19 protein-coding genes and 1 tRNA gene are annotated in these 22,923 nt (G+C 62.9%); 15 read left to right on the top strand and 5 right to left on the bottom strand.

Annotated features, from left to right (window positions below; all coding sequences use genetic code 11):
• Positions 1–29 precede the first annotated feature (29 nt).
• From QFZ94_RS17725 to QFZ94_RS17740, 4 genes are all read right to left on the bottom strand, one after another.
• Positions 30–104 (bottom strand) — tRNA-Val (locus tag QFZ94_RS17725).
• Between the two features lie 48 nt (positions 105–152).
• The gene (gene dnaQ, locus QFZ94_RS17730; protein WP_368585235.1) at positions 153–887 is read right to left on the bottom strand and encodes a DNA polymerase III subunit epsilon; all 735 of its coding nucleotides are present in this window, start codon (positions 885–887) and stop codon (positions 153–155) included.
• A gap of 82 nt (positions 888–969) precedes the next feature.
• Positions 970–1,416 (bottom strand): ribonuclease HI, encoded by a 447-nt coding sequence (rnhA, locus tag QFZ94_RS17735; RefSeq protein WP_176105530.1) that lies wholly within the window; start codon positions 1,414–1,416, stop codon positions 970–972.
• The gene (locus tag QFZ94_RS17740; protein WP_429458505.1) at positions 1,413–2,294 is read right to left on the bottom strand and encodes a class I SAM-dependent methyltransferase; all 882 of its coding nucleotides are present in this window, start codon (positions 2,292–2,294) and stop codon (positions 1,413–1,415) included. The genes rnhA and QFZ94_RS17740 overlap by 4 nt, the downstream gene beginning before the upstream one ends.
• 18 nt (positions 2,295–2,312) lie before the next feature.
• On the opposite strand from QFZ94_RS17740, the gene gloB reads away from it, so the two are divergent.
• The 7 genes from gloB (at position 2,313) to QFZ94_RS17775 (ending at position 12,518) form a co-directional block, all read left to right on the top strand.
• Positions 2,313–3,104, top strand: coding sequence for a hydroxyacylglutathione hydrolase (gene gloB / locus QFZ94_RS17745; RefSeq protein WP_429458507.1), 792 nt, complete (start codon positions 2,313–2,315; stop codon positions 3,102–3,104).
• A 157-nt stretch (positions 3,105–3,261) separates the two neighbouring features.
• On the top strand, positions 3,262–4,950 hold the full coding sequence (locus tag QFZ94_RS17750; protein ID WP_429458509.1) for a transglycosylase SLT domain-containing protein: 1,689 nt from the start codon (positions 3,262–3,264) through the stop codon (positions 4,948–4,950).
• 263 nt (positions 4,951–5,213) lie between these two features.
• On the top strand, positions 5,214–6,455 hold the full coding sequence (locus QFZ94_RS17755) for an MFS transporter (RefSeq protein WP_429458511.1): 1,242 nt from the start codon (positions 5,214–5,216) through the stop codon (positions 6,453–6,455).
• Positions 6,456–6,782: 327 nt separating this feature from the next.
• Positions 6,783–7,937: a glutamine-hydrolyzing carbamoyl-phosphate synthase small subunit gene (gene carA, locus QFZ94_RS17760; protein WP_368585240.1), complete on the top strand. Its 1,155-nt coding sequence runs from the start codon at positions 6,783–6,785 to the stop codon at positions 7,935–7,937.
• Between the two features lie 167 nt (positions 7,938–8,104).
• On the top strand, positions 8,105–11,359 hold the full coding sequence (gene carB, locus QFZ94_RS17765) for a carbamoyl-phosphate synthase large subunit (RefSeq protein WP_429458514.1): 3,255 nt from the start codon (positions 8,105–8,107) through the stop codon (positions 11,357–11,359).
• Positions 11,360–11,511: 152 nt separating this feature from the next.
• On the top strand, positions 11,512–11,988 hold the full coding sequence (greA, locus tag QFZ94_RS17770; RefSeq protein WP_026228283.1) for a transcription elongation factor GreA: 477 nt from the start codon (positions 11,512–11,514) through the stop codon (positions 11,986–11,988).
• Positions 11,989–12,008: 20 nt separating this feature from the next.
• Positions 12,009–12,518, top strand: coding sequence for a DUF4149 domain-containing protein (locus tag QFZ94_RS17775; protein ID WP_429461844.1), 510 nt, complete (start codon positions 12,009–12,011; stop codon positions 12,516–12,518).
• 196 nt (positions 12,519–12,714) lie between these two features.
• Here the strand turns inward: QFZ94_RS17775 and QFZ94_RS17780 are convergent, their stop codons facing one another.
• A complete protein-coding gene (locus QFZ94_RS17780; protein ID WP_429458516.1) occupies positions 12,715–13,242 on the bottom strand; it encodes a YhbY family RNA-binding protein in 528 nt (175 codons plus the stop codon).
• 197 nt (positions 13,243–13,439) lie between these two features.
• Here QFZ94_RS17780 and QFZ94_RS17785 point away from each other — a divergent pair, with 197 nt between their 5' ends.
• The 8 genes from QFZ94_RS17785 to pstB all read left to right on the top strand — a co-directional run bounded on the left by QFZ94_RS17785 (position 13,440) and on the right by pstB (position 22,900).
• Positions 13,440–14,102, top strand: coding sequence for an RlmE family RNA methyltransferase (locus tag QFZ94_RS17785; RefSeq protein ID WP_410849632.1), 663 nt, complete (start codon positions 13,440–13,442; stop codon positions 14,100–14,102).
• A 189-nt stretch (positions 14,103–14,291) separates the two neighbouring features.
• Positions 14,292–16,181 (top strand): ATP-dependent zinc metalloprotease FtsH, encoded by a 1,890-nt coding sequence (gene ftsH, locus QFZ94_RS17790; protein WP_013090008.1) that lies wholly within the window; start codon positions 14,292–14,294, stop codon positions 16,179–16,181.
• A 170-nt stretch (positions 16,182–16,351) separates the two neighbouring features.
• On the top strand, positions 16,352–17,164 hold the full coding sequence (gene folP, locus QFZ94_RS17795; protein ID WP_429458518.1) for a dihydropteroate synthase: 813 nt from the start codon (positions 16,352–16,354) through the stop codon (positions 17,162–17,164).
• A 29-nt stretch (positions 17,165–17,193) separates the two neighbouring features.
• On the top strand, positions 17,194–18,552 hold the full coding sequence (glmM, locus tag QFZ94_RS17800; protein WP_368585245.1) for a phosphoglucosamine mutase: 1,359 nt from the start codon (positions 17,194–17,196) through the stop codon (positions 18,550–18,552).
• A 396-nt stretch (positions 18,553–18,948) separates the two neighbouring features.
• A complete protein-coding gene (gene pstS / locus QFZ94_RS17805; protein ID WP_368585246.1) occupies positions 18,949–19,980 on the top strand; it encodes a phosphate ABC transporter substrate-binding protein PstS in 1,032 nt (343 codons plus the stop codon).
• A 160-nt stretch (positions 19,981–20,140) separates the two neighbouring features.
• Positions 20,141–21,142, top strand: a complete 1,002-nt coding sequence (pstC, locus tag QFZ94_RS17810) for a phosphate ABC transporter permease PstC (protein WP_368585247.1) — start codon at positions 20,141–20,143, stop codon at positions 21,140–21,142.
• On the top strand, positions 21,139–22,035 hold the full coding sequence (pstA, locus tag QFZ94_RS17815) for a phosphate ABC transporter permease PstA (protein ID WP_368585248.1): 897 nt from the start codon (positions 21,139–21,141) through the stop codon (positions 22,033–22,035). The genes pstC and pstA overlap by 4 nt, the downstream gene beginning before the upstream one ends.
• Before the next feature lie 16 nt (positions 22,036–22,051).
• Positions 22,052–22,900 carry a phosphate ABC transporter ATP-binding protein PstB gene (pstB, locus tag QFZ94_RS17820; RefSeq protein ID WP_018433457.1) on the top strand — a complete coding sequence of 283 codons (849 nt, stop codon included), beginning with the start codon at positions 22,052–22,054 and terminating at the stop codon, positions 22,898–22,900.
• Positions 22,901–22,923 lie beyond the last annotated feature (23 nt).

Here is a 22,923-nt window from a genome sequence, read left to right on the forward strand (position 1 = left end):
TTTCTTCGGTGATCGACACACCAAGAATCTGGTGGGTAGTACTGGGATCGAACCAGTGACCCCTGCCGTGTGAAGGCAGTGCTCTACCGCTGAGCTAACCACCCGAAGAGATTGAGATTATGTCAGGGAATTTGGGGTTCGTCTAGTCTTTTTTAAGCAGTTTGCTCATCAGCTGCTGGCGCGGGTTCGAGACGCCATACGCTCGCGCCTTTGCTCGCCTTGTCGAGATCGTCGAGTACGGCTTCGTGCGCGGCGGCTTCGTCGTCGCTCGCGGCGATCACGATCAATTCCAGCGAGTCGAACGCGACACGCGGCGCATGTATATCGCCGCCGGCCTGTGCTTCGCCGAGCATATCGATGACGAGGCTTTCCTGGCCACGCGTCATCGCCAGATAGACCTCGGCGAGCAATTCCGAGTCGAGCAGCGCGCCGTGCAGCGTACGGTGCGCATTGCTGATGCCGAAGCGGTCGCACAGCGCATCGAGCGAATTACGCTTGCCGGGGAACATCTGCTTGGCTTGCGCGAGCGTGTCGATGATCTCGCCGCAGTGCGTGCTCACCGGTGGCAGACCGAGCAGCGCGAACTCGGCGTCGAGAAAGCCGATGTCGAATGGCGCGTTGTGAATGATCAGGTCCGCACCCTGGATGAAGTCGCGGAACTCGTCGATGATCTCCGCGAACTTCGGCTTGTCGCTCAGAAATTCCGTCGTGAGGCCGTGCACCGCGAGCGCGCCCGGATCGCTGTCGCGCTCTGGGTTGATATAGAAGTGCAGGTTGTTGCCGGTCAGCCGGCGGTTCACCAGCTCGACGCAACCGAGTTCGAGAATCCGGTCGCCGCCGCGGGCGTTCAGGCCGGTAGTTTCGGTGTCGAGGATCAGTTGACGCATGTCGGATTAGCCTGCTTCGAAAAAAGTGCAGAAAAAAGGCGAAGAGGGCGGCGCGCGTCGTTGGCCGATGCGCGCACGCTCGTTACATCTCGGCGAGCGATGCCACGCCGCGATTGGCCAACTGATCGGCGCGCTCGTTTTCCGGGTGGCCGTTGTGACCGCGCACCCAACGCCATTCGACTTCGTGCTGTGCGACGAGCGCATCGAGCCGCTTCCATAGATCGGCGTTCTTGACCGGCTGCTTCGCCGCGGTGACCCAGCCTTTCTTCTTCCAGCCGTGAATCCACTCGCTGATGCCTTTCTGCACGTATTGCGAATCGGTGTGCACGATCGCCTTGCATGGGCGCTTCAACGCCTCGAGCGCGGAAATCACGCCCATCAGCTCCATGCGATTGTTGGTCGTGTTGGCCTCGCCGCCGAACAGTTCTTTTTCCTGGTTGCCGAAGCGCAGCAACGCGCCCCAGCCGCCAGGGCCGGGATTGCCCTTGCAGGCGCCGTCGGTATAGATGTCGATGTGGTCCGGAGTCATTCGGTGTGGTTACGTGTGTTCGGGGTGGCGGCGGGCGCGAGGCCTGCCGCGAGCACGGGCTTTTTCACTTTGAGCGGCCCGACGAGACGCATGCCGCGCACGCGCTTGATCGCCTTGATCATGTAGGTGGCGCCGAAAATCGGCCACCAGCGGTCGCCGGCGGCCTCCATGAAGCCGTAGCGCGCGAGCCATTGATCGCTCGCGAGCGGCGGACGATAGCAGCCGAAGCGCCCGCGTTCAAGGTCGAAGCCGAGCAGCTTGATCCAGTCCTTCAGGCGCGTGAACGCGATCAGGTCGACGGCCGAAGGCACGAACGGGCGGCCCGTCATCTTGCCGATCGATTGCCGTACGCCCCACAGCGACAACGAGTTGAAGCCAAGGATGATCAGTTGGCCTTCGGGCACCAGCACGCGTTCGGCTTCGCGCAGCAGCCGATGCGGGTCACTGGTGAATTCGAGCGTGTGCGGCATCACTAGGAGGTCGACGCTTTGCGCTTCGAACGGCAGATCGAGCAGGTCGCACCATACCGCGCTACGCCCGGCCGGCGCGTGCGGACCCGGCGCGCCGGGCGCCGCGTTGGCTGGATTGTCGCCGCCAGGGTTGCCCGCGCCGCTGATGCCGCCGACGCTGGCGCGACGTGCCGCCGGCGGATACGTGTACGGCGCGCTCGCGCCGCTCGCCGCGTCGAGCACGAGGCCGCGGCACGGCATGCGGTTTTCGCGCAGCGCGTCGAGCTGCGGCAGGCCGAGTTGCAGCGCATGATAGCCGAACACGTCCGACACCACGCGATCGAGCTGGGTTTGCTCCCAGTCGAGCACGTAGCGGCCTGGCGGCGAATCGGTCCAGGCGGGCCAGTCTATAATCGCTCGGTCAGTCATATTAAAAATGCGTCGCCTATGAATGCGCTCGAGTACGTGCCGGTCCCGGCGTTTGAAGACAATTACATCTGGGTCATTGCCGACGGACATCATGCGGTCGTCGTCGATCCGGGCGAAGCCGCCCCTGTGCGCGCCTGTCTGGCCCAACGAGGCTGGCGGCTGAGCGCTATTTTACTCACGCACCATCATCAAGACCACGTCGGCGGGGTGGCCGATCTGCTGAACGGCCAGGACGTGCCTGTCTACGGCCCCGCCGGCGAGGCGATTGCGCATCTTACGCATCGTCTCAAAAGCGGTGATCAGGTGACGATCGCGGCACCCGCACTCGAATTCAGCGTGCTCGACGTGCCCGGTCACACCAGCGGACACATTGCCTATTTCCAGGCGGCCGATACGCGCGGCACGCCGCACGTGTTTTGCGGCGACACACTGTTCGCGTGCGGTTGCGGGCGCCTTTTCGAAGGCACGCCGCAGCAGATGCTGAATTCGCTCGATGCGCTCGCCGCGCTGCCCGGCGCAACCGAAGTGCATTGCGCGCACGAATATACGCTGCCGAACATCCGCTTCGCGCTCGCTTGCGAGCCGCACAACGCGGAACTGCAGGCGTGGCGCGACAAGGCGATCGAACTCCGCGGCCGCCACCAGCCGACGCTGCCGACCACGATCGCGCACGAGCGCGCGGTCAATCCGTTCCTGCGTGCAGACGTGCCGGCGATCCAGTCGAATCTCGAAGCACAATTGCACGAAACGGTCTCTGACAGGCTGAAGGCCTTCACATTGATGCGCGAATGGAAGAACCGCTTCCGTTGATCCGGAGCGCATTCGGCAGTTCTTCACGCGATGAATCGGAAAAATTCGCCAAGCCCCAGATTTGGTTGATTTTTTTCTTGATTTTCCAATTGACGGAAACGTTGACGTTTCGTACTATCGGCTGCAAATTCCAGCCCTTGTGGAAACCGAGACGTTCATGCGATTTATCTTAAGCGCGTTATTGGTCCTGACACTCGCCGCGTGCGCGAGTCAGGGACCGACGACGAATACCGCCAATAACCCCGCCAGCCAGCAAGCCGTAGCCGACGCACTTCGCAAGAACGCCACCGCTAAAGAAACCATCAATGTCGACCAGAGCTCCGTCAATCAGTTGACGAGCCAGGACGCCGATCTTTGGGGCCGCATTCGCCGTGGCTTCCAGATGCCAGACCTGCAGAGCGACCTCGTCGACATGCAGCTCAACTGGTATGTGCAACGTCCCGATTACGTGCAGCGCATGACCGAGCGCTCGCAGAAATATCTGTATCACATCGTCGAGGAGCTCGAGTCGCGCCATATGCCGACCGAGCTCGCACTGCTGCCGTTCATCGAGTCCGCGTATAGTCCGCAGGCTTTGTCGGTCGCCAAGGCGGCGGGCATGTGGCAGTTCATGCCGGGCACAGGTCGTACCTATAACCTGAAGCAGAACATGTGGCAGGACGAGCGCCGCGACGTGCTCGCGTCGACCAGTGCCGCGCTCGACTATCTGTCGAAGCTGCACGATATGTTCGGCGACTGGCAACTCGCGCTCGCCGCGTACAACTGGGGTGAGGGCAACGTGCAGCGCGCGATCGCGCGCAACGAGGCGGCTGGTCTGCCGACCGACTACCTGAGCTTGCGCATGCCGAACGAAACGCGCAATTACGTGCCGAAGCTGCAGGCGGTGAAGAACCTCGTGATGAACCCGCAGATGTACGGGCTCACGCTGCCGCCGATTCCAAACCACCCGTACTTCGTGACGGTCACGACCTCGCACGATATCGACGTCGACGTCGCCGCACGGCTTGCCAACATGTCGACCGACGAGTTCCGCTCGCTGAACCCGTCGTTCAAGAAGCCGGTGATTCTCGGCGCGACGCAGCCGCAGATTCTGTTGCCTTTCGACAACGCGTCCGCGTTCGAGCGCAATCTGAAAACGTACTCGGGCTCGCTGTCGTCCTGGACGACCTACACCGTCGACGCACGGGCGACACCCGCGGCGATCGCACAGAAGATCGGCGTCGACGCAGATACGCTGATGGAAGTGAACAAGATTCCGGTCGGCATGCGCCTGAAGCCGGGCTCGACGATCGTCGTGCCGCGCGGCTCGGACGACGATGAGGACATCAGCGCCGACATCGCCGAAAGCGCGGTGCTCGCGATGGAGCCCGACGTACCTGACACGCGCAAGATGCTGATCCGTGTGCGCCGCAATCAGTCGATGGCCGCCATCGCTTTGCGCTACGGCGTGTCGGTCGGTCAGTTGAAGGCTTGGAACAAGACCCGTCGCGATCAGGTTTCGCGCGGCCAGGTGGTCGTGCTGCACGTGCCGGTCGGCAAGCCGGTACCGAGCGAGCCGGGTCCCGAAAAGATCGCCGCCGATGTGCAAGGCGGCAGTGTGCAGAAGATTGGCGTCCATGCCGCAGACGCCCGCGGCGATTCGCGCTACGATAAGAAGAAAGGGCGCGGCCACTCTGCCATCGTCAAGGTCTCCCAGCCGGGCGGCAAGGCTGACAAACCGGCGGCGGCGCCCGCCAGCAAGGGCAAGGTCGAGAAGGTGTCGGCCCCGGTGCCCGGCAAGGCGTCGAAGGCCGCGGCTGAGAGCCGCCCGAAGACCGTGGCCAACGCGAAGAAGAAGGGTAAATAGACCAATAGCGGCTCTCACGGTAGTGACCACATGCGTTGCGGGGGCAGCGCATGGATTGCGCTCCGATCACGTACCGTGTTCATCCAACGCCGTCATCTCAGGGTGACGGCGTTTTTCATTGGCGGACGATTCCTGCGGACTTGCCGTATTTAATTTATTGTTCGTGCTTCGGCCGCGTTGGCCGCGGGACGCCGTTTTGTCCTGATCCGTCCGAACCTCGGGCCAGGTTTTCGAGGTCCATTTCCAGGTTTTCTTCCTGATTTATGTCGTCGACCCAACTGCGCGTCTTTCTGCTTTTTTCCGCCGGCTACTTCGTCTCTTACGTGTTTCGCGGCGTCAATCTCGGTTTCGCGCCGTTCATCACGCGCGATCTCGGTCTGTCAGCTGCCGATCTGGGTGTGCTGACGAGTCTGTATTTCCTCGGCTTCGCGGGCGCGCAGATTCCCGCTGGCGTGCTGCTCGACCACTTCGGCGCCCGTCGCGTGACGGCCGTCACGCTGCTCTTCGCCGCGCTCGGCATCTGGGTGTTCGGTGCCGCGCATAGTCTCGGCATGATGATGGTCGGGCGGCTGCTGATCGGCGTCGGCGTGTCCGTGTGTCTGGGCGCCGCGTTCAAGGCGCTCGCGCAGCATTTTCCGGTATCGCGTTTGCCATTGATGAACGGACTCGTGATGGCGATCGGCGGGTTCGGCGGCGTGATGGTCGGTTCGCCGCTCACGTGGGTGCTCGGCTTTTCCAGTTGGCGCTCGGTCTGTGTAGGGCTCGGTGTGCTGACAGTGGTGGTCGCGCTCGCGCAATGGACGCTCGCGCCGGACGCGCGCGACGCGCATCGCCAGACGAGCCTCGTCGCGCAGTTCAAGGGTACGTTGCATATCCTGCGCAGCGCGGCATTCTGGAAAATCGCGTCATTCTCGGTCGTTACGCAGGGTGTTTTCTACGCGATGCAGTCGTTGTGGGTCGGAGCATGGCTGCGCGATGTACAAGGCTTCGAGCCGCGCGAGGCGGCGGCGCTCGTGTCGATTCTCGGCTTCGCGATGATGGCGGGGTGCGTCGGTTTCGGCGCGGCGGCGCGTAGTCTCGAACGGCGCGGCCTCTCGTTGTATGCGTTCTGCGGCATCGGCATGGCCTTATACGTGCTGACGCAGATGCTGATTATGTTGAACGCGCCATTGCCGGCGAGCCTGTTGTGGGCCGCATACGGAATCTTCGGTGGCACCGGCATTCTGAGCTACGCAGTGATGGCGCGACATTTCCCGCCGCAGATGATCGGCCGGGTCAACACGACGCTGACGCTGATCATTTTTCTGCTGATCTTCGGTTTTCAGATCGGCGTTGGCGCGGTGCTGTCGCACTGGCCGGCGAGCGGCGGGCACTATCCGGCGGTCGCGCATCTGAGCGCGTGGAAAATCCTTGTCGCGCTGCAGGTGCTGAGCGCGATCTGGTACGTATTGCCGGGGCGGCAGCTTGCCCTGTCGGGCGACATGCGCGCGGAGCAGGAGGCCTGAACGGCCGTGCGGCACGCCGTTGCAGGTCCGCGCCCCATCTCAGATTTGGAAGGAAGGGCGGTTTCAGGCTATAATTTCAAGGTTTGAGCTTATCAACCCGCACCCTAGCGCCTACCTCCCCCATACCGTTCATCCGCCGCGCGCCATTGGCGTAGCAAGAAGGGCCCCGCACCCAGCCGAAGTCGTCCACACAATGGACTCATCGCGCCCCTTGCATCGTTACCGGCAGCTCGCGAGCGAGTCTGCGCGCGCATCCAGAATGTGTTCCGCTGCGGCTCGAAATCGGATAGACAGGTGGCAACAGGGTGTTCCCCCAAGGAGTCTCCCGTGTTGCCGTCATTTTCTCCCGCTCTTCTCGCGCTCGCCGACGGCACGGTCTTTCGTGGTTATTCGATCGGGGCCCCCGGGCATACCATCGGTGAAGTCGTGTTCAACACCGCCATCACCGGCTATCAGGAAATCCTGACTGACCCGAGCTACGCGCGCCAGATCGTGACCCTCACGTACCCGCATATCGGCAACGTCGGCGTGAACGCCGAAGACGTCGAAGCGACGAAAGTCCATGCCGCCGGCCTGATCATCCGTGATCTGCCGGTTCTCGCGTCGAACTTCCGCATGGAGCGTACGCTCCCGCAATATCTGCAGGACGAAGGCGTGGTCGCCATCGCCGGCATCGACACCCGCAAGCTGACCCGCCTGCTGCGCGACAAGGGCGCGCAAAACGGCGCGATCCTCGCTGGTTCCGACGACCAAGCCAAGGCCATCGAACTCGCGCGCTCGTTCCCTGGCCTCGCCGGCATGGACCTCGCGAAGGTCGTGTCGACCGAGCAAACCTACGAGTGGACCAAAACCGAGTGGCGTCTGGGCACGGGCTACGGCGAGCAGAAGGCGCCGAAGTACCGCGTGGTCGCATTCGACTACGGCGTCAAGCAGAACATCCTGCGCATGCTGGCCGAGCGCGGCTGCCACGTCACGGTGCTGCCGGCGCAGGCGAGCGCCGCCGACGCGCTCGCGCTCAACCCGGACGGCGTGTTCCTGTCGAACGGCCCCGGCGACCCGGAGCCGTGCGACTACGCGATCGCGGCGACCAAGGAGTTCATCGAGCGCGGCATTCCGACCTTCGGCATTTGCCTTGGCCACCAGATCATGGGCCTCGCGGTCGGCGCTAAGACGATGAAGATGAAGACCGGCCACCATGGCGCGAATCACCCGGTCAAGGATCTCGAAGACGGCCGCGTGGTGATCACGTCGCAGAACCACGGCTTCGCGGTCGACGCCGACACGCTCCCCGCGAACGCTCGCGTGACCCACGTGTCGTTGTTCGACGGCACGCTGCAAGGCTTCGCGCTGACCGACAAGCCGGCGTTCTGCTTCCAGGGCCACCCGGAAGCGTCGCCTGGTCCGCACGACATCGCGTACCTGTTCGACCGCTTCACCGCGTTGATGGACGCGCAGAAGAGCGGCAACAGCGCGGCGGCTTGAAGACGTAAAGATCGGCCCCACGAGCCAGCCCGAGACGGAAACGAAAGCGGCTCGCGGCGGCCGCGGCGGCCCGCGGCACGATGCGGCGGGCGCCGCAAACAGCGCGCGCAACGTGAAAACGGCGCGCGCCGACGGAAAGAATTCAGGAATACATTAGCGAGAGCGTTATGCCCAAGCGGACAGACATCAAGAGCATCCTCATCATCGGCGCGGGTCCGATCATCATCGGCCAGGCGTGCGAGTTCGATTACTCGGGCGCGCAGGCATGCAAGGCGCTGCGTGAGGAAGGCTACAAGGTCATTCTCGTCAACAGCAATCCGGCGACGATCATGACCGACCCGAACACGGCCGACGTGACCTACATCGAGCCGATCACGTGGGAAGTGGTCGAGCGCATCATCGCGAAGGAGCGCCCGGACGCGATCCTGCCGACGATGGGCGGCCAGACCGCGCTGAACTGCGCGCTCGATCTGCACGCGCACGGCGTGCTGGCGAAGTACAACGTCGAACTGATCGGCGCGTCGCCCGAAGCGATCGACAAGGCGGAAGACCGCCAGAAGTTCAAGGACGCGATGACCAAGATCGGCCTCGGTTCGGCCAAGTCGGGCACCGCGCATTCGATGGAAGAAGCACTCGCGGTGCAGGCGAAGATCGCCGCGGAAACCGGCAGCGGCGGCTACCCGGTCGTGATCCGTCCGTCGTTCACGCTGGGCGGTTCGGGCGGCGGCATCGCGTACAACCGCGACGAATTCGAAGAGATCTGCAAGCGCGGTCTCGACCTGTCGCCGACGCGCGAGCTGCTGATCGAAGAGTCGCTGCTCGGCTGGAAAGAGTATGAGATGGAAGTGGTCCGCGACAAGGCGGACAACTGCATCATCGTCTGCTCGATCGAAAACCTCGACCCGATGGGCATCCATACCGGCGACTCGATCACGGTCGCGCCGGCGCAGACGCTCACCGACAAGGAATACCAGATCCTGCGTAACGCGTCGCTGGCGGTGCTGCGCGAGATCGGCGTCGACACGGGCGGCTCGAACGTGCAATTCTCGATCAATCCGAAGGACGGCCGGATGATCGTGATCGAAATGAACCCGCGTGTGTCGCGTTCGTCGGCTCTGGCGTCTAAGGCAACCGGCTTCCCGATCGCGAAGGTCGCGGCGAAGCTCGCGGTCGGCTACACGCTCGATGAACTGAAGAACGAAATCACCGGCGGCCAGACCCCGGCGTCGTTCGAACCGACGATCGACTATGTCGTCACGAAGATCCCGCGTTTCGCGTTCGAGAAATTCCGCGAAGCGGATCCGCGCCTGACCACGCAGATGAAGTCGGTCGGCGAAGTGATGGCGATCGGCCGCACGTTCCAGGAGTCGTTCCAGAAAGCGCTGCGCGGCCTCGAAGTCGGCGTCGACGGTCTCGACGAAAAGACTGCCGATCGCGACGAGATCATCCGCCAGATCGGCGAAGCCGGTCCGGATCGCATCTGGTATGTCGGCGATGCGTTCCGCGTCGGCATGAGCGCGCAAGAGATCTTCGAAGAGACCGCGATCGACCCGTGGTTCCTCGCGCAGATCGAACAGATCGTGCTGAAGGAAAAGGCGCTGGCCGGCCGCACGCTCGCGAGCCTGTCGAAGGAAGAGTTGAAGTATCTGAAGCAGAGCGGCTTCTCGGACCGGCGTCTCGCCAAGCTGCTCGGCGCGAAGCCGGCGGACGTGCGCGCGCGCCGTATCGAGCTGAACGTGCGTCCGGTGTATAAGCGCGTCGACACGTGCGCCGCCGAGTTCGCAACCAGGACCGCGTACATGTACTCGACCTACGAGGAAGAGTGCGAAGCGAACCCGACCAACAACAAGAAGATCATGGTGCTGGGCGGCGGCCCGAACCGGATCGGCCAGGGTATCGAGTTCGACTACTGCTGCGTGCACGCCGCGCTCGCGATGCGCGAAGACGGCTATGAAACGATCATGGTCAACTGCAACCCGGAAACCGTGTCGACCGACTACGACACCTCCGACCGTCTGTACTTCGAATCGCTGACGCTCGAAGACGTGCTCGAAATCGTCGACAAGGAAAAGCCGGTCGGCGTGATCGTGCAATACGGCGGCCAGACGCCGCTGAAGCTCGCGCTCGATCTCGAAGCCAACGGCGTGCCGATCATCGGTACGTCGCCGGACATGATCGACGCGGCCGAAGACCGCGAGCGTTTCCAGAAGCTGTTGCAAGACCTCGGCCTGCGTCAGCCGCCTAACCGCACCGCGCGCACCGAAGACGAAGCGCTGAAGCTCGCCGACGAAATCGGCTATCCGCTCGTCGTGCGCCCGTCGTACGTGCTGGGCGGCCGCGCGATGGAAATCGTCCACGAGCCGCGCGACCTCGAACGCTATATGCGTGAGGCCGTCAAGGTGTCGAACGATTCGCCGGTGCTGCTCGACCGCTTCCTGAACGACGCGATCGAATGCGACGTGGATTGCATTTCCGATGGCGACGCCGTGTTTATCGGCGGCGTGATGGAGCACATCGAACAGGCGGGCGTGCACTCGGGCGACTCGGCCTGCTCGCTGCCGCCGTATTCGCTGTCGAAGGAGACGGTTGCCGAACTGAAGCGCCAGACCGCCGCGATGGCGAAGGCGCTGAACGTGGTCGGCCTGATGAACGTGCAGTTCGCGATCCAGCAGGTACCGCAGGCGGATGGTTCGAAAGAAGACATCATCTACGTGCTCGAAGTGAACCCGCGCGCGTCGCGCACGGTTCCGTACGTGTCGAAGGCGACCAGCCTGCCGCTCGCGAAGATCGCGGCGCGCGCGATGGTCGGCCAGAAGCTCGCCGCGCAAGGCGTGACGAAGGAAGTCGAGCCGCCGTACTTCAGCGTGAAAGAAGCGGTGTTCCCGTTCGTCAAGTTCCCGACGGTCGATCCGGTGCTTGGACCTGAAATGCGTTCGACCGGCGAAGTGATGGGTGTCGGCCAGACGTTCGGCGAGGCGCTGTTCAAGTCGCAGCTCGCGGCGGGTTCGCGTCTGCCCGAGTCGGGCACGGTGCTGCTGACTGTGATGGACGCCGACAAGCAGAAGGCAGTCGAAGTCGCGCGCATGCTGCACGAGCTCGGCTACCCGATCGTCGCGACCAAGGGCACGGCTGCCGCGATCGAAGCTGCCGGCGTGCCGGTCAAGGTCGTCAACAAGGTGAAGGACGGCCGTCCGCACATCGTCGACATGATCAAGAACGGCGAGATCGCACTCGTCTTCACGACCGTCGACGAAACGCGCGCGGCGATCGCCGATTCGCGTTCGATCCGCATGAGCGCGCAGGCGAACAAGGTTACCTATTACACGACGATGTCGGGCGCACGCGCGGCGGTGGAGGGTCTTCGTTATCTGAAGAACCTGGAAGTCTATGATTTACAAGGACTCCACGCTCGCCTAAACTAAGGCTTCGATACCTGTCCAAGATGTAAGTGCCGCGGTTAAGCGGCGTTCCGCAGGTGCTGCGGCCCAGGTCTATCCATGGGCGGCGGCTTTCGCGGAATGCACTTAACCGCGGTGATTTTTTTTATGGCCGTTTTTTGCCTCCAGAGTTGTTTATGAGCACTATTCCATTGACGAAGCGCGGAGCTGACATGCTGCGCGATGAATTGCAGCGCTTGAAATCGGTTGAGCGTCCGGCTGTGATCAACTCGATCGCGGAAGCGCGCGCCCAGGGCGATCTGTCGGAAAACGCGGAATACGACGCTGCGAAGGAAAAGCAGGGCTTCATCGAAGGCCGCATCGCCGAAATCGAGTCGAAGCTCGCGGGCGCGCAGGTGATCGATCCGTCGCAAGTGGAAGCCGACGGCCGCGTGGTGTTTGGCGCGACGCTCGAGCTCGAAGACCTCGAGTCGGGCGCGTCGGTCAAATACCAGATCGTCGGCGACGACGAAGCGGACATCGACCACGGCCTGATCTCGATCAGCTCGCCGATCGCGCGTGCGCTGATCGGCAAGTCGGAAGGCGACGTCGCGTCGGTGCAGGCGCCGGGCGGCATTCGCGAATACGAAATCATCGCGGTCAGCTACATCTGAGGATGGCGCCGGTGTCTCTGATGCCGCATCGTTTATTCCGCCTGCTGACGGTGGTGTGGGTTGGTAGTCTGTTGACCATCGGCTACGCGGTTGCGCCCGTGCTCTTCACGTCGCTCGACCGCATGACGGCGGGTGCCATTGCCGCGCAGCTGTTTCGGATTCAGGGTGTGATTGGCGTCGTGTGCGGTATTTTGCTGCTCGGTCTGGCCAATCTGCTCGTGCGGCGCGGTAGTGGCGCGTATCGCCGCCTGCGCTGGCTGCTCGCCGGTATGCTCGTATGCGTGCTGGTTGGCTATTTCGCGTTGCAGCCGTTCATGAACGCGATGCGCGTCGCCGCGCTCGAGGCAGGCGGCGACGTCGGACATTCCGTTTATGCAACGCGCTTCGGCATCCTGCATGGCGTGTCGAGTCTGTTCTATCTGATCGAGAGCCTGCTAGGTGTTGCGCTCGTGTGGCTGCTGCCGGCGCATGTCGGTACTGCGGCCGACGAAGAGGGCGCGCGCGCAGTCAGGGGGAAGGTGGCGGGCTGAAGCTCGTGGGTGGCTGGCGGTGTGACTCGGCGCTGTGTCCGCCGGTCGATGCCGATGCCCCGCGACGAACTTCATGTTGCGACGAATCGTCGCGATTCCGGCGGCCAGCTACAGTTCATTCGCGCTGTTTCGGCCTTGCGCTCAAGGCTCCCAACGCGCGGTGCGGAGCCGGTCCGCACCATGGCCGCGTGTTCTCTTACTTCGACTGATGCGAACGCTTCGCGCTGGTTTGCCGCTTCTTCGCGCGCTTGATGTTGCCGCCCTGCGTCACGCGTTCGTTGCCGCGCACCAACACCGCTTTCGCTCGCGGCTTGCGCATCGGCACGTCGGTCGGCTTCACCACCTTGACGATGCGCGGTGCGCGGCCCTTGGCCGGCCGGGCTTCTTCAGCTGCCGCTTCACGGGCGCTCGGCAATGCGCCGCGCTTCGCTTTTGCCGCAGGCTGTGCCGATTCTGGCTTCCAGATCACGAGCAACTTGCCGATATGCTGAATCGGTGCCGCGTTCAGCGTGTCGCAGATTTCTTCGTAGATGGCGATGCGCTCCTCGCGCTCATCACCGAACACGCGGATCTTGATCAGTTGATGCGCTGCGAGGTGCACCTTGATTTCGGCGAGCACAGCGTCGGTCAAGCCTTCGGCCCCGACGAGCACGACCGGTTTGAGCGCATGTGCCTGGGAGCGCAACTCGGCGCGTTGGTCGGGAGAGACTTTGAGGGCTGGCATGGAAAGTGGAAGACTCGACTAAAATGGCGGCTCCTGCATTTTCGTCCGATCGCCGAGCGATTCGGGCGGGTTGATTCAGCAGGGTGCGCGTCAGAACAACAGAATCGCGGATGGCCGCCAGTCTGGCGGTGGCCGCGCGAATTAACCGCGTATTATCCCCTAAAGCGCGACTCGACGCAGCAATAGTTCAATCTTTAATGGCAAAAAACAAGTTCAATACCGCGTGGCTGCACGACCACATCAACGATCCGTACGTCAAAATGGCGCAACGGGAAGGTTATCGTGCCCGCGCGGCCTACAAGCTCAAGGAAATCGACGAGCAGGACAAGCTGATCCGCCCGGGACAGGTGATCGTCGATCTCGGTTCCTCGCCGGGCAGCTGGAGCCAGTACGCGCGTAACAAGCTTGCCGGCGGCTCGCAGCGCAACGCGGAGCGCGAAGGTGGCATCGACGGCACGATCATCGCTTTGGACATTTTGCCGATGGAGCCGGTAGCCGACGTGCACTTCATCCAGGGCGATTTCCGCGAAGACTCCGTGCTGATCCAACTCGAAGAATTGGTCGGCGCGCGCCAGGTAGACCTTGTAATTTCGGATATGGCACCCAACCTCTCTGGCGTGGCGATCGCGGATGCGGCGCGGATCGAGCATTTATGCGATCTCGCGCTCGAATTTGCACAAAATCACCTGAAGCCGGATGGTGCCCTTTTAGTCAAATGCTTTCACGGCAGCGGATATAGTCAGATTGTCGAAAAGTTCAAGCGCCAATTCAAGGTGGTTGCGGCCCGCAAGCCGAAGGCGTCGCGGGATAAATCGTCAGAAACATTTATTTTGGGTAAGCATTTGAAGCGTCCCGCATAAGGATGCGGCGAGCCGGTTCCATTTCTGCCAATAATGAGCCCGATGCGTCGAAGACCGACGCCAAGCCGGCCTGCTACCCTATTTCCATGGTAGTGAAACGCTATGGCAGGGGTCTGCGGACTGGATTAGAATGCTTTCGTGGTGCCGCAAGGCAAATGTAGGCGCCCGTCTAAGTGAAGGAGTGGTGCTTTGAACAACAATATGTTTTCGAAAGCAGCAGTGTGGTTGGTAATCGCACTGGTGCTGTTTACGGTGTTCAAGCAGTTCGACAAGCCCCGTGTCCAGGAAGGCGTTTCCTATTCGCAGTTCATGGACGACGCGAAGAACGGCAAAGTCAAGAACGTCATTGTCCAGGGGCGGAACCTCACGGTCACTCCAGCAGACGGCCAGAAGTACCAGATCGTGTCGCCCGGCGACATCTGGATGGTCGGCGATCTGATGAAGTATGGCGTACAGGTGAGCGGCAAGGCTGACGACGAACCCAATGCACTGATGTCCGTGCTGTATTACCTCGGGCCGACGATCCTGATCATCGGTTTCTGGTTCTACATGATGCGACAGATGCAGGGGGGCGGCAAAGGCGGGGCCTTCTCGTTTGGCAAGTCGCGCGCGCGGCTGATCGACGAGAACAACAACGCAATCAATTTCACCGACGTCGCCGGTTGCGACGAAGCCAAGGAAGAAGTGTCGGAGCTCGTCGACTTCCTGCGCGATCCGCAGAAATTCCAGAAGCTCGGCGGTCGTATTCCGCGCGGTGTGCTGCTCGTGGGCCCGCCGGGAACCGGTAAGACGCTGCTCGCGCGCGCCATCGCCGGCGAAGCGAAGGTGCCGTTCTTCAGCATTTCGGGTTCGGACTTCGTGGAAATGTTCGTCGGCGTCGGCGCGGCTCGCGTGCGCGACATGTTCGAGCAGGCCAAGAAGCACGCGCCGTGTATCGTGTTCATCGACGAAATCGACGCGGTCGGCCGTCATCGCGGCGCCGGCATGGGCGGCGGTAACGACGAGCGCGAACAGACGCTGAACCAGATGCTCGTCGAAATGGACGGCTTCGAGGCGAATTCGGGTGTCATCGTGATCGCGGCGACGAACCGTTCGGACGTACTCGACAAGGCGTTGTTGCGTCCAGGCCGTTTCGACCGTCAGGTGTATGTCGGTCTGCCCGATATCCGCGGCCGCGAGCACATCATGAAGGTGCACCTGCGCAAGGTCCCGATTTCGAACGACGTCGATGCGGCAGTGATCGCGCGCGGCACGCCGGGCTTCTCGGGCGCTGATCTCGCGAACCTCGTCAACGAAGCAGCTCTGTTCGCGGCGCGCCGCGGCAAGCGCATCGTCGAAATGACGGACTTCGAGGACGCGAAGGACAAGATCTTCATGGGTCCGGAGCGCAAGTCGGCCGTGATCCGCGAAGAATCGAAGCGTGCGACCGCGTATCACGAATCGGGTCACGCGGTGATCGCGAAGCTGTTGCCGAAGGCCGATCCGGTGCACAAGGTCACGATCATTCCGCGCGGCCGTGCGCTTGGCGTCACGTGGCAGTTGCCGGAGCATGACAACGAAACGTACTCGAAGGACTATCTGCTCGACCGTCTTGCCATTCTGTTCGGTGGCCGCGTCGCAGAAGAGCTGTTCCTGAACCTCATCAGCACCGGTGCGTCGGACGACTTCAACAAGGCGACCCAGACGGCTCGCGCAATGGTTGCCCGCTTCGGTATGACGGATGCGCTCGGACCTATGGTCTATGTCGACGACGAAAACGACGCTTCGCCGTTCGGCCGCGGCTTCACGCGGACCATTTCGGAAGCGACGCAGCAGAAGGTCGATGCGGAAATTCGTCGTGTGCTGGACGAGCAGTACAATCTCGCGCGGCGCCTGCTGGAAGAAAACCGCGACAAGGTCGAAGCGATGACCGCCGCATTGATGGAGTGGGAGACGATCGACGCCGATCAGATCAACGACATCATGGCTGGCCGTCCGCCGCGTTCGCCGAAGAGCTCGCCGCCGTCGGCAAGCGACGCCTCGTCGGGCGGCAGCGCGGGCACTGAAGTCAAGCCGGGCAGCGCAACCGCGCCGGCCTGATAGGTTGCCAGTAGAAAGTGCGGGCCGGTGTGCTACACACCGGCCCGTTTTGCATTTATCCGTTCAAAGTGAAGCATTGCTACGTGTCGAAAGCCGATTCTTCCTCCGTACCCCTTCCAGAGCCGCTGCAGTGCGGCCGCTTCAAGCTGACGTTTGAACGCCCGTTGGTCATGGGCATCCTGAACGTCACTCCCGATTCCTTCTCTGATGGCGGCTTGTACGCGATGCGCGGCGATGCGCTGCGCCAGGCCGAGCGCATGATGCTCGAGGGCGCGGACATTATCGATATCGGCGGGGAATCGACGCGTCCTGGCGCGCCGCCCGTGCCGCTCGACGAAGAACTGGAGCGCGTGATACCACTCGTCGAGCAACTGCGTGGCGCGAACGTGCCGTTGTCGGTCGATACCTACAAGCCAGAAGTGATGCGGAGCGCGTTGAACGCGGGCGCCGACCTGATCAACGACGTCTGGGCCTTCCGAATGCCCGGCGCGATCGACGCGGTGCGCGACAGCGACTGCGGCCTTTGTGTAATGCATATGTTAGGTGAGCCGCAGACCATGCAGCGCGGCGAGCCGCACTATGCCGACGTTGTCAGCGAAGTGCGCCAGTTCCTCGAGGAGCGTGTCGCAGCTTTGCAGCAGGCGGGGATTGCGCGCGAGCGTATCAGCGTCGATCCGGGTTTCGGCTTCGGCAAGGTCGTCGTCGAGCACAACTATGCGCTGCTCGCGCATCTGGGCGACACGGCGCCGCGCGCCGCGTCGCCGTATCCGATCCTTGCGGGCATGTCGCGCAAATCGATGGTTGGCGCGGTGACGGGGCGGCCGGCGCCGGAGCGCGTGGCCGGCAGCATCGCCGCAGCGGTGTGCGCGGCCGAGCGGGGCGCCGCGATTCTGCGCGTACACGACGTCGCGCAAACAGTCGATGCATTGAAAGTATGGGCAACCCTGCGCGACGCGGCAAAGCAGAGCCGCGCGCACGGTTGAACCCGCAGCCAGATAGAGGGAGAACAAATATGGCACGTCGTTACTTCGGAACGGACGGCATTCGAGGCAAGGTCGGCGAAGGCCCGATCACGCCGGAATTCGTGTTGCGGCTCGGCTACGCGGCCGGCAAGGTGCTCGCGGGCGCTGATCAATGGGCGAAGACAGGCGCTCGTCCGACCGTCCTGATCGGCAAGGACACGCGCGTATCGGGCTACATGCTCGAAGCCGCGCTGGAATCGGGCTTTTCGGCGGCCGGCGTCGACGTGATGCTGGCCGGCCCGATGCCGACACCCGGCATCGCCTATCTGACGCGCGCGCTGCGGCTTGCCGCGGGCGTCGTGATCAGCGCGTCGCACAACCCGTACTACGACAACGGTATCAAGTTCTTCTCGGCCGACGGCAACAAGCTGCCGGACGACGTCGAGGCGCAGATCGAGGAGCAGCTCGAGCTGCCGCTCGCATGCGCGGCTTCCGAGCAACTGGGCAAGGCGCGCCGTCTCGACGACGCGGCCGGCCGCTACATCGAGTTCTGCAAGAGCACGTTCCCGGCCGCGTACGACCTGCGCGGCATGAAGCTCGTCGTCGATTGCGCGCACGGCGCCGCGTACGACGTCGCGCCGCACGTGTTCCATGAGCTCGGCGCGGAAGTGATCCCGATCGGCGTCTCGCCGAACGGCTTCAATATCAACGACGGCGTCGGCGCGACCGCTCCGGATGCGTTGGTTCGCGCGGTGCGCGCAAACCACGCGGACCTCGGTATCGCGCTCGATGGCGACGCCGACCGCTTGCAGGTCGTCGACGAGTCCGGCCGCCTGTTCAACGGCGACGAGCTGCTGTACGTGCTGGTCAAGGACCGTATCGCGACGGCCGGCCATGTGGAAGGCGCGGTCGGCACGCTGATGACCAACATGGCCGTGGAGGTCGCGCTGCAGAAAGCCGGCGTCAAGTTCGTGCGCGCCGCGGTTGGCGACCGCTATGTGCTCGAACAGCTTCGCGAGCACGGCTGGCAGCTCGGCGCCGAAGGTTCGGGCCACATTCTGTCGCTCGATCGCCATTCGACCGGCGACGGCATCGTGTCCGCTCTGCTCGTGCTGGCGGCGATGCAACGCAGCGGCAAATCGCTCGCGGATCTGCTGGACGGTGTCACGCTGTTCCCGCAGAAGCTGATCAACGTACGCATGAAGCCCGGCGCGGACTGGAAGGGCAGCGATACGATTCGTAGCGCGATCAAGGTGGCCGAAGGCGCGCTCGACGGCCGCGGTCGCGTACTGATCCGCGCGTCGGGCACCGAGCCGGTGCTGCGCGTGATGGTAGAGGCGCAGAACGCCGCGGACGCGCTCGAGCATTCGGAAGCGATTGCGGAAGCCGTGCGGGTAGCGACGGCCTGATCTGTTCCCGAACAGGCGGCGGGCGGTGGCGACCGCTTGCTGCCTGACGGTCGCTACGAGAAGGTTCAGCGACCCGCGTCTCATAAACTTCGTCGCCGGGCTTCACCCCAACAACTCCCCGCGCCCCAGCCACCAGAAAGTCGACGTCTCCGCACAAAAACGTCCCTCCGCACCGAGCGCAAACGTTCGCGCTCCGTCTTTTTCGTCTAACTTGCAAAATGCGATGCAGCGAGCATCGCTATGGCGGCGTTCGCCCGCTCCCGAACCTTTCACTGGGTAATGTGACTGTCACATCCGATTCACGATCAGTCACGTTTTTGTCATAAAGAGACCCTAAGCTTCGCGGTGTTCGAGTTTCCCGCTCACACCACACGCTCACACTCCCTTGGAGGTCTCATGAAATTGATGCAAACCGTGTTCGCTGGCGTCGCTGGCGCGCTTTTCGCAATCGCAGCGCAAGCCGCAGACATCACCGGCGCGGGCAGCACGTTCGCGGCACCGATTTACACGAAGTGGGCCGACGCTTATCAGAAGACCGGCGGCGGCAAGGTTAACTACCAGGGCATCGGTTCGTCGGGCGGCATCAAGCAGATCGAGGCGAAGACCGTCGATTTCGCTGGTTCGGACGCTCCGCTGAAGGACGACGAACTCGCGAAGGAAGGCCTGTTCCAGTTCCCGACGGTGGTCGGCGGCGTGGTGCCGGCAGTCAACGTGCCGGGCGTGAAGCCGGGCGAACTGGTGCTGTCGGGTGCAGTGCTCGGCGACATCTATCTCGGCAAGATCAAGAAGTGGAATGACCCGGCAATCGTCGCGCTGAACTCGAAGGTCAAGCTGCCGGATCTGGACATCGCCGTGGTGCGCCGCGCCGACGGTTCGGGCACCAGCTTCATTTGGACGAACTACCTGTCGAAGGTCAACCCGGAATGGAAGACGAAGGTAGGTGAAGGTGCGACGGTCAACTGGCCGACCGGCACGGGCGGCAAGGGTAACGACGGCGTCGCGGCATTCGTGCAGCGTCTGCCGGGTTCGATCGGCTACGTCGAATGGGCGTACGCCAAGCAGAACCACATGAACTACGTCGCGCTGAAGAACGAAGCCGGCACCGTGGTTCAGCCGCAGACCGACACGTTCAAGGCAGCGGCTGCTGGCGCTGACTGGTCGAAGTCGTTCTACCAGATCCTGACGAACGAGCCGGGCAAGAACGCATGGCCGATCGTCGGCGCGACGTTCGTGCTGCTGCACACGACGCAGGAAAAGGCACCGCAAGGCGCGGAAACGCTGAAGTTCTTCGACTGGGCGTTCAAGAACGGCGGTCAGGCTGCGAACGATCTGGACTACATTTCGCTGCCGGAATCGGTAGTGTCGGAAATCCGCACGCAGTGGAAGCAAAAGGTCAAGGATTCGGCAGGCAAGACGCTCGCCGAGTAACAGGCGTAAGCTGGCGCGGTATGTCTGAATCGTGCCTGGTAGCACCCCGGCCGTCCTCGCATGAGGACGGCCTGTGACTTTCACGCGGCATGCGCCGCATGCATCACCGCCCGCCCGACATGTGTCGTCCGGCAACTGGATACAGGTCCCTCAGGCTCTCATGTCCGATATTCATTTAGCGTCCGGCACGAGCCGGGCCACTCCGCCTGGCAGCGCGTCGCAGCAGAAAGCGCCTGGCCGCTCCGGCGATGTGATCTTCGGCGGCCTCGCACGCCTTTCCGCCATCGTCACGCTGCTGCTGCTCGGCGGCATCATCGTGTCGCTGATCATTGCCTCGATGCCGTCGATTCGCGAGTTCGGTCTCGCGTTCCTCTGGACGGCGGTGTGGGATCCACCCAGCAAACAATTTGGCGCGCTCGTGCCGATCTACGGCACCCTCGCGACGTCGATCATCGCTCTGATCATCGCGGTGCCCGTCAGCTTCGGCATCGCGCTGTTTCTGACCGAACTGTCGCCTGCATGGCTGCGTCGGCCCCTCGGCATCGCGATCGAACTGCTCGCCGCGATTCCGTCGATCGTATACGGCATGTGGGGTCTGCTCGTGTTCGCACCGATCTTCGCGGTGTGGTTCCAGAAGCCGCTCGGCGCGGTGCTCGGCGGCATTCCGATCGTCGGTGCGCTGTTCTCGGGTCCGCCGATCGGCATCGGCATCCTGTGCGCGGGCGTCATCCTTGCGATCATGATCATCCCGTACATCGCGGCGGTCATGCGCGACGTGTTCGAAGTGACGCCGGTGCTGCTGAAGGAATCGGCCTACGGTATCGGCTGCACGACGTGGGAAGTGATGTGGAAGATCGTCCTGCCGTACACCAAGACCGGTGTGATCGGCGGCATCATGCTCGGCCTCGGCCGCGCGCTGGGTGAGACGATGGCGGTCACCTTCGTGATCGGCAACACCAATCTGCTCGACAATATTTCGCTGTTTTCGCCGGGCAACAGCATCACGTCGGCGCTCGCCAACGAGTTCGCGGAAGCGGACCCGGGCCTGCACACGTCGGCGCTGATGGAGCTCGGCCTGATCCTGTTCGTGATTACATTCATCGTGCTGGCGATTTCGAAAATCATGCTGCTGCGTCTCGAGAAAGGGGAGGGCGCGAAATGAGCGGACCGTCCCTGAATATGCCGGGCCTGAAGGACCCTGCGACGCTCGAAGCGATGCGCGTGCGTCTGCAAGGGCGCCGTCGGATGACTAACGCGATCGCGCTGACGCTGTCGCTCGCGGCGATGGCGTTCGGCCTGCTGTGGCTCGTGTGGATTCTCTATACGACGCTGCATCTCGGGATCGGTGGTTTGTCGGTCGAGCTGTTCACGCAGTCGACGCCGCCGCCGAACACCGATGGCGGCGGTCTTGCGAATGCGATCGTCGGCAGCCTGTTGCTGGTCGCGCTCGCGACCTTCGTCGGCACGCCGATCGGCATCATGGCGGGCGTCTATCTCGCCGAATACGGCCAGAAAGGCTGGCTTGCGAACCTCACGCGCTTCATCAACGACATCCTGCTGTCGGCGCCGTCGATCGTGATCGGTCTGTTCGTCTACGCGCTCGTCGTCGCGAAGATGGGCCACTTCAGCGGCTGGGCCGGCGTGCTCGCGCTAGCGCTGCTGCAGGTTCCGATCGTGATCCGCACGACCGAAAACATGCTGAAGCTCGTGCCGAATGCGATGCGGGAAGCTGCGTTCGCGCTCGGTACGCCGAAGTGGAAGATGGTGCTGTCGATCACGCTGAAGGCGTCGATCGCGGGCATTGTCACGGGGGTGCTGCTGGCGGTCGCGCGGATTGCCGGCGAAACCGCGCCGCTGCTCTTCACCGCGCTGTCGAACCAGTTCTTCTCGGTCGATATGGGCCAGCCGGTCGCGAACCTGCCGGTCACGATCTACAAGTTTGCGATGAGCCCGTTCGCGCAGTGGCAGTCGCTCGCGTGGGCCGGCGTCTTCCTGATCACGCTCGCGGTGCTGGGACTGAATATCCTCGCGCGCACGATCTTCTCGAACAAGTAAGGGCGGAGTGAATCCGATGAACATGGCAGAAACCCAACTCAATCCGGTCGGGCACGCAACCGCGCCCGCGGGCTCCGACCCCGAACACAGCGCTCACGCGCAAACCCCGTCGCGTCCGAAGATCGAAGTCAAGGATCTCAACTTCTTCTACGGCAAGTACCACGCGCTGAAGAACATCAACCTGCAGATTCCCGAAGGCAAGGTGACCGCGTTCATCGGCCCGTCGGGCTGCGGCAAGTCCACGCTGCTGCGAACCTTCAACAAGATGTACGCGCTTTATCCGGAGCAGCGCGCGGAAGGCGAGATCGTGATGGACGGCGAGAACCTGCTGACCACGCGCCAGGACATTTCGCTGCTGCGCGCGCGCATCGGCATGGTGTTTCAGAAGCCGACGCCGTTCCCGATGTCGATCTACGACAACATCGCTTTCGGCGTGAAGATGTTCGAGAAGCTGTCGCGCTCGGAAATGGACGACCGCGTCGAATGGGCGCTGACCAAGGCGGCGCTGTGGAACGAAGTGAAGGACAAGCTCGGCCAGAGCGGCTACGGTCTGTCGGGCGGCCAGCAGCAGCGTCTGTGTATCGCGCGCGGTATCGCGATTCGACCCGAAGTGCTGCTGCTCGACGAGCCGTGCTCGGCGCTCGACCCGATTTCGACGGGCCGTATCGAAGAGCTGATCGCCGAACTGAAGAGCGACTACACGGTCGTGATCGTCACGCACAACATGCAGCAGGCAGCCCGCTGTTCGGACTACACTGCCTATATGTACCTCGGTGAACTGATCGAATTCGGCGACACGGAAAAAATCTTCATCAAGCCGGTCCGCAAGGAAACCGAGGACTACATCACCGGCCGCTTCGGCTGATCCGCCGGGCAATACAACGGAGT

It is taken from the genome of Paraburkholderia sp. JPY465, assembly GCF_050436725.1.
Taxonomy (GTDB): domain Bacteria; phylum Pseudomonadota; class Gammaproteobacteria; order Burkholderiales; family Burkholderiaceae; genus Paraburkholderia; species Paraburkholderia youngii.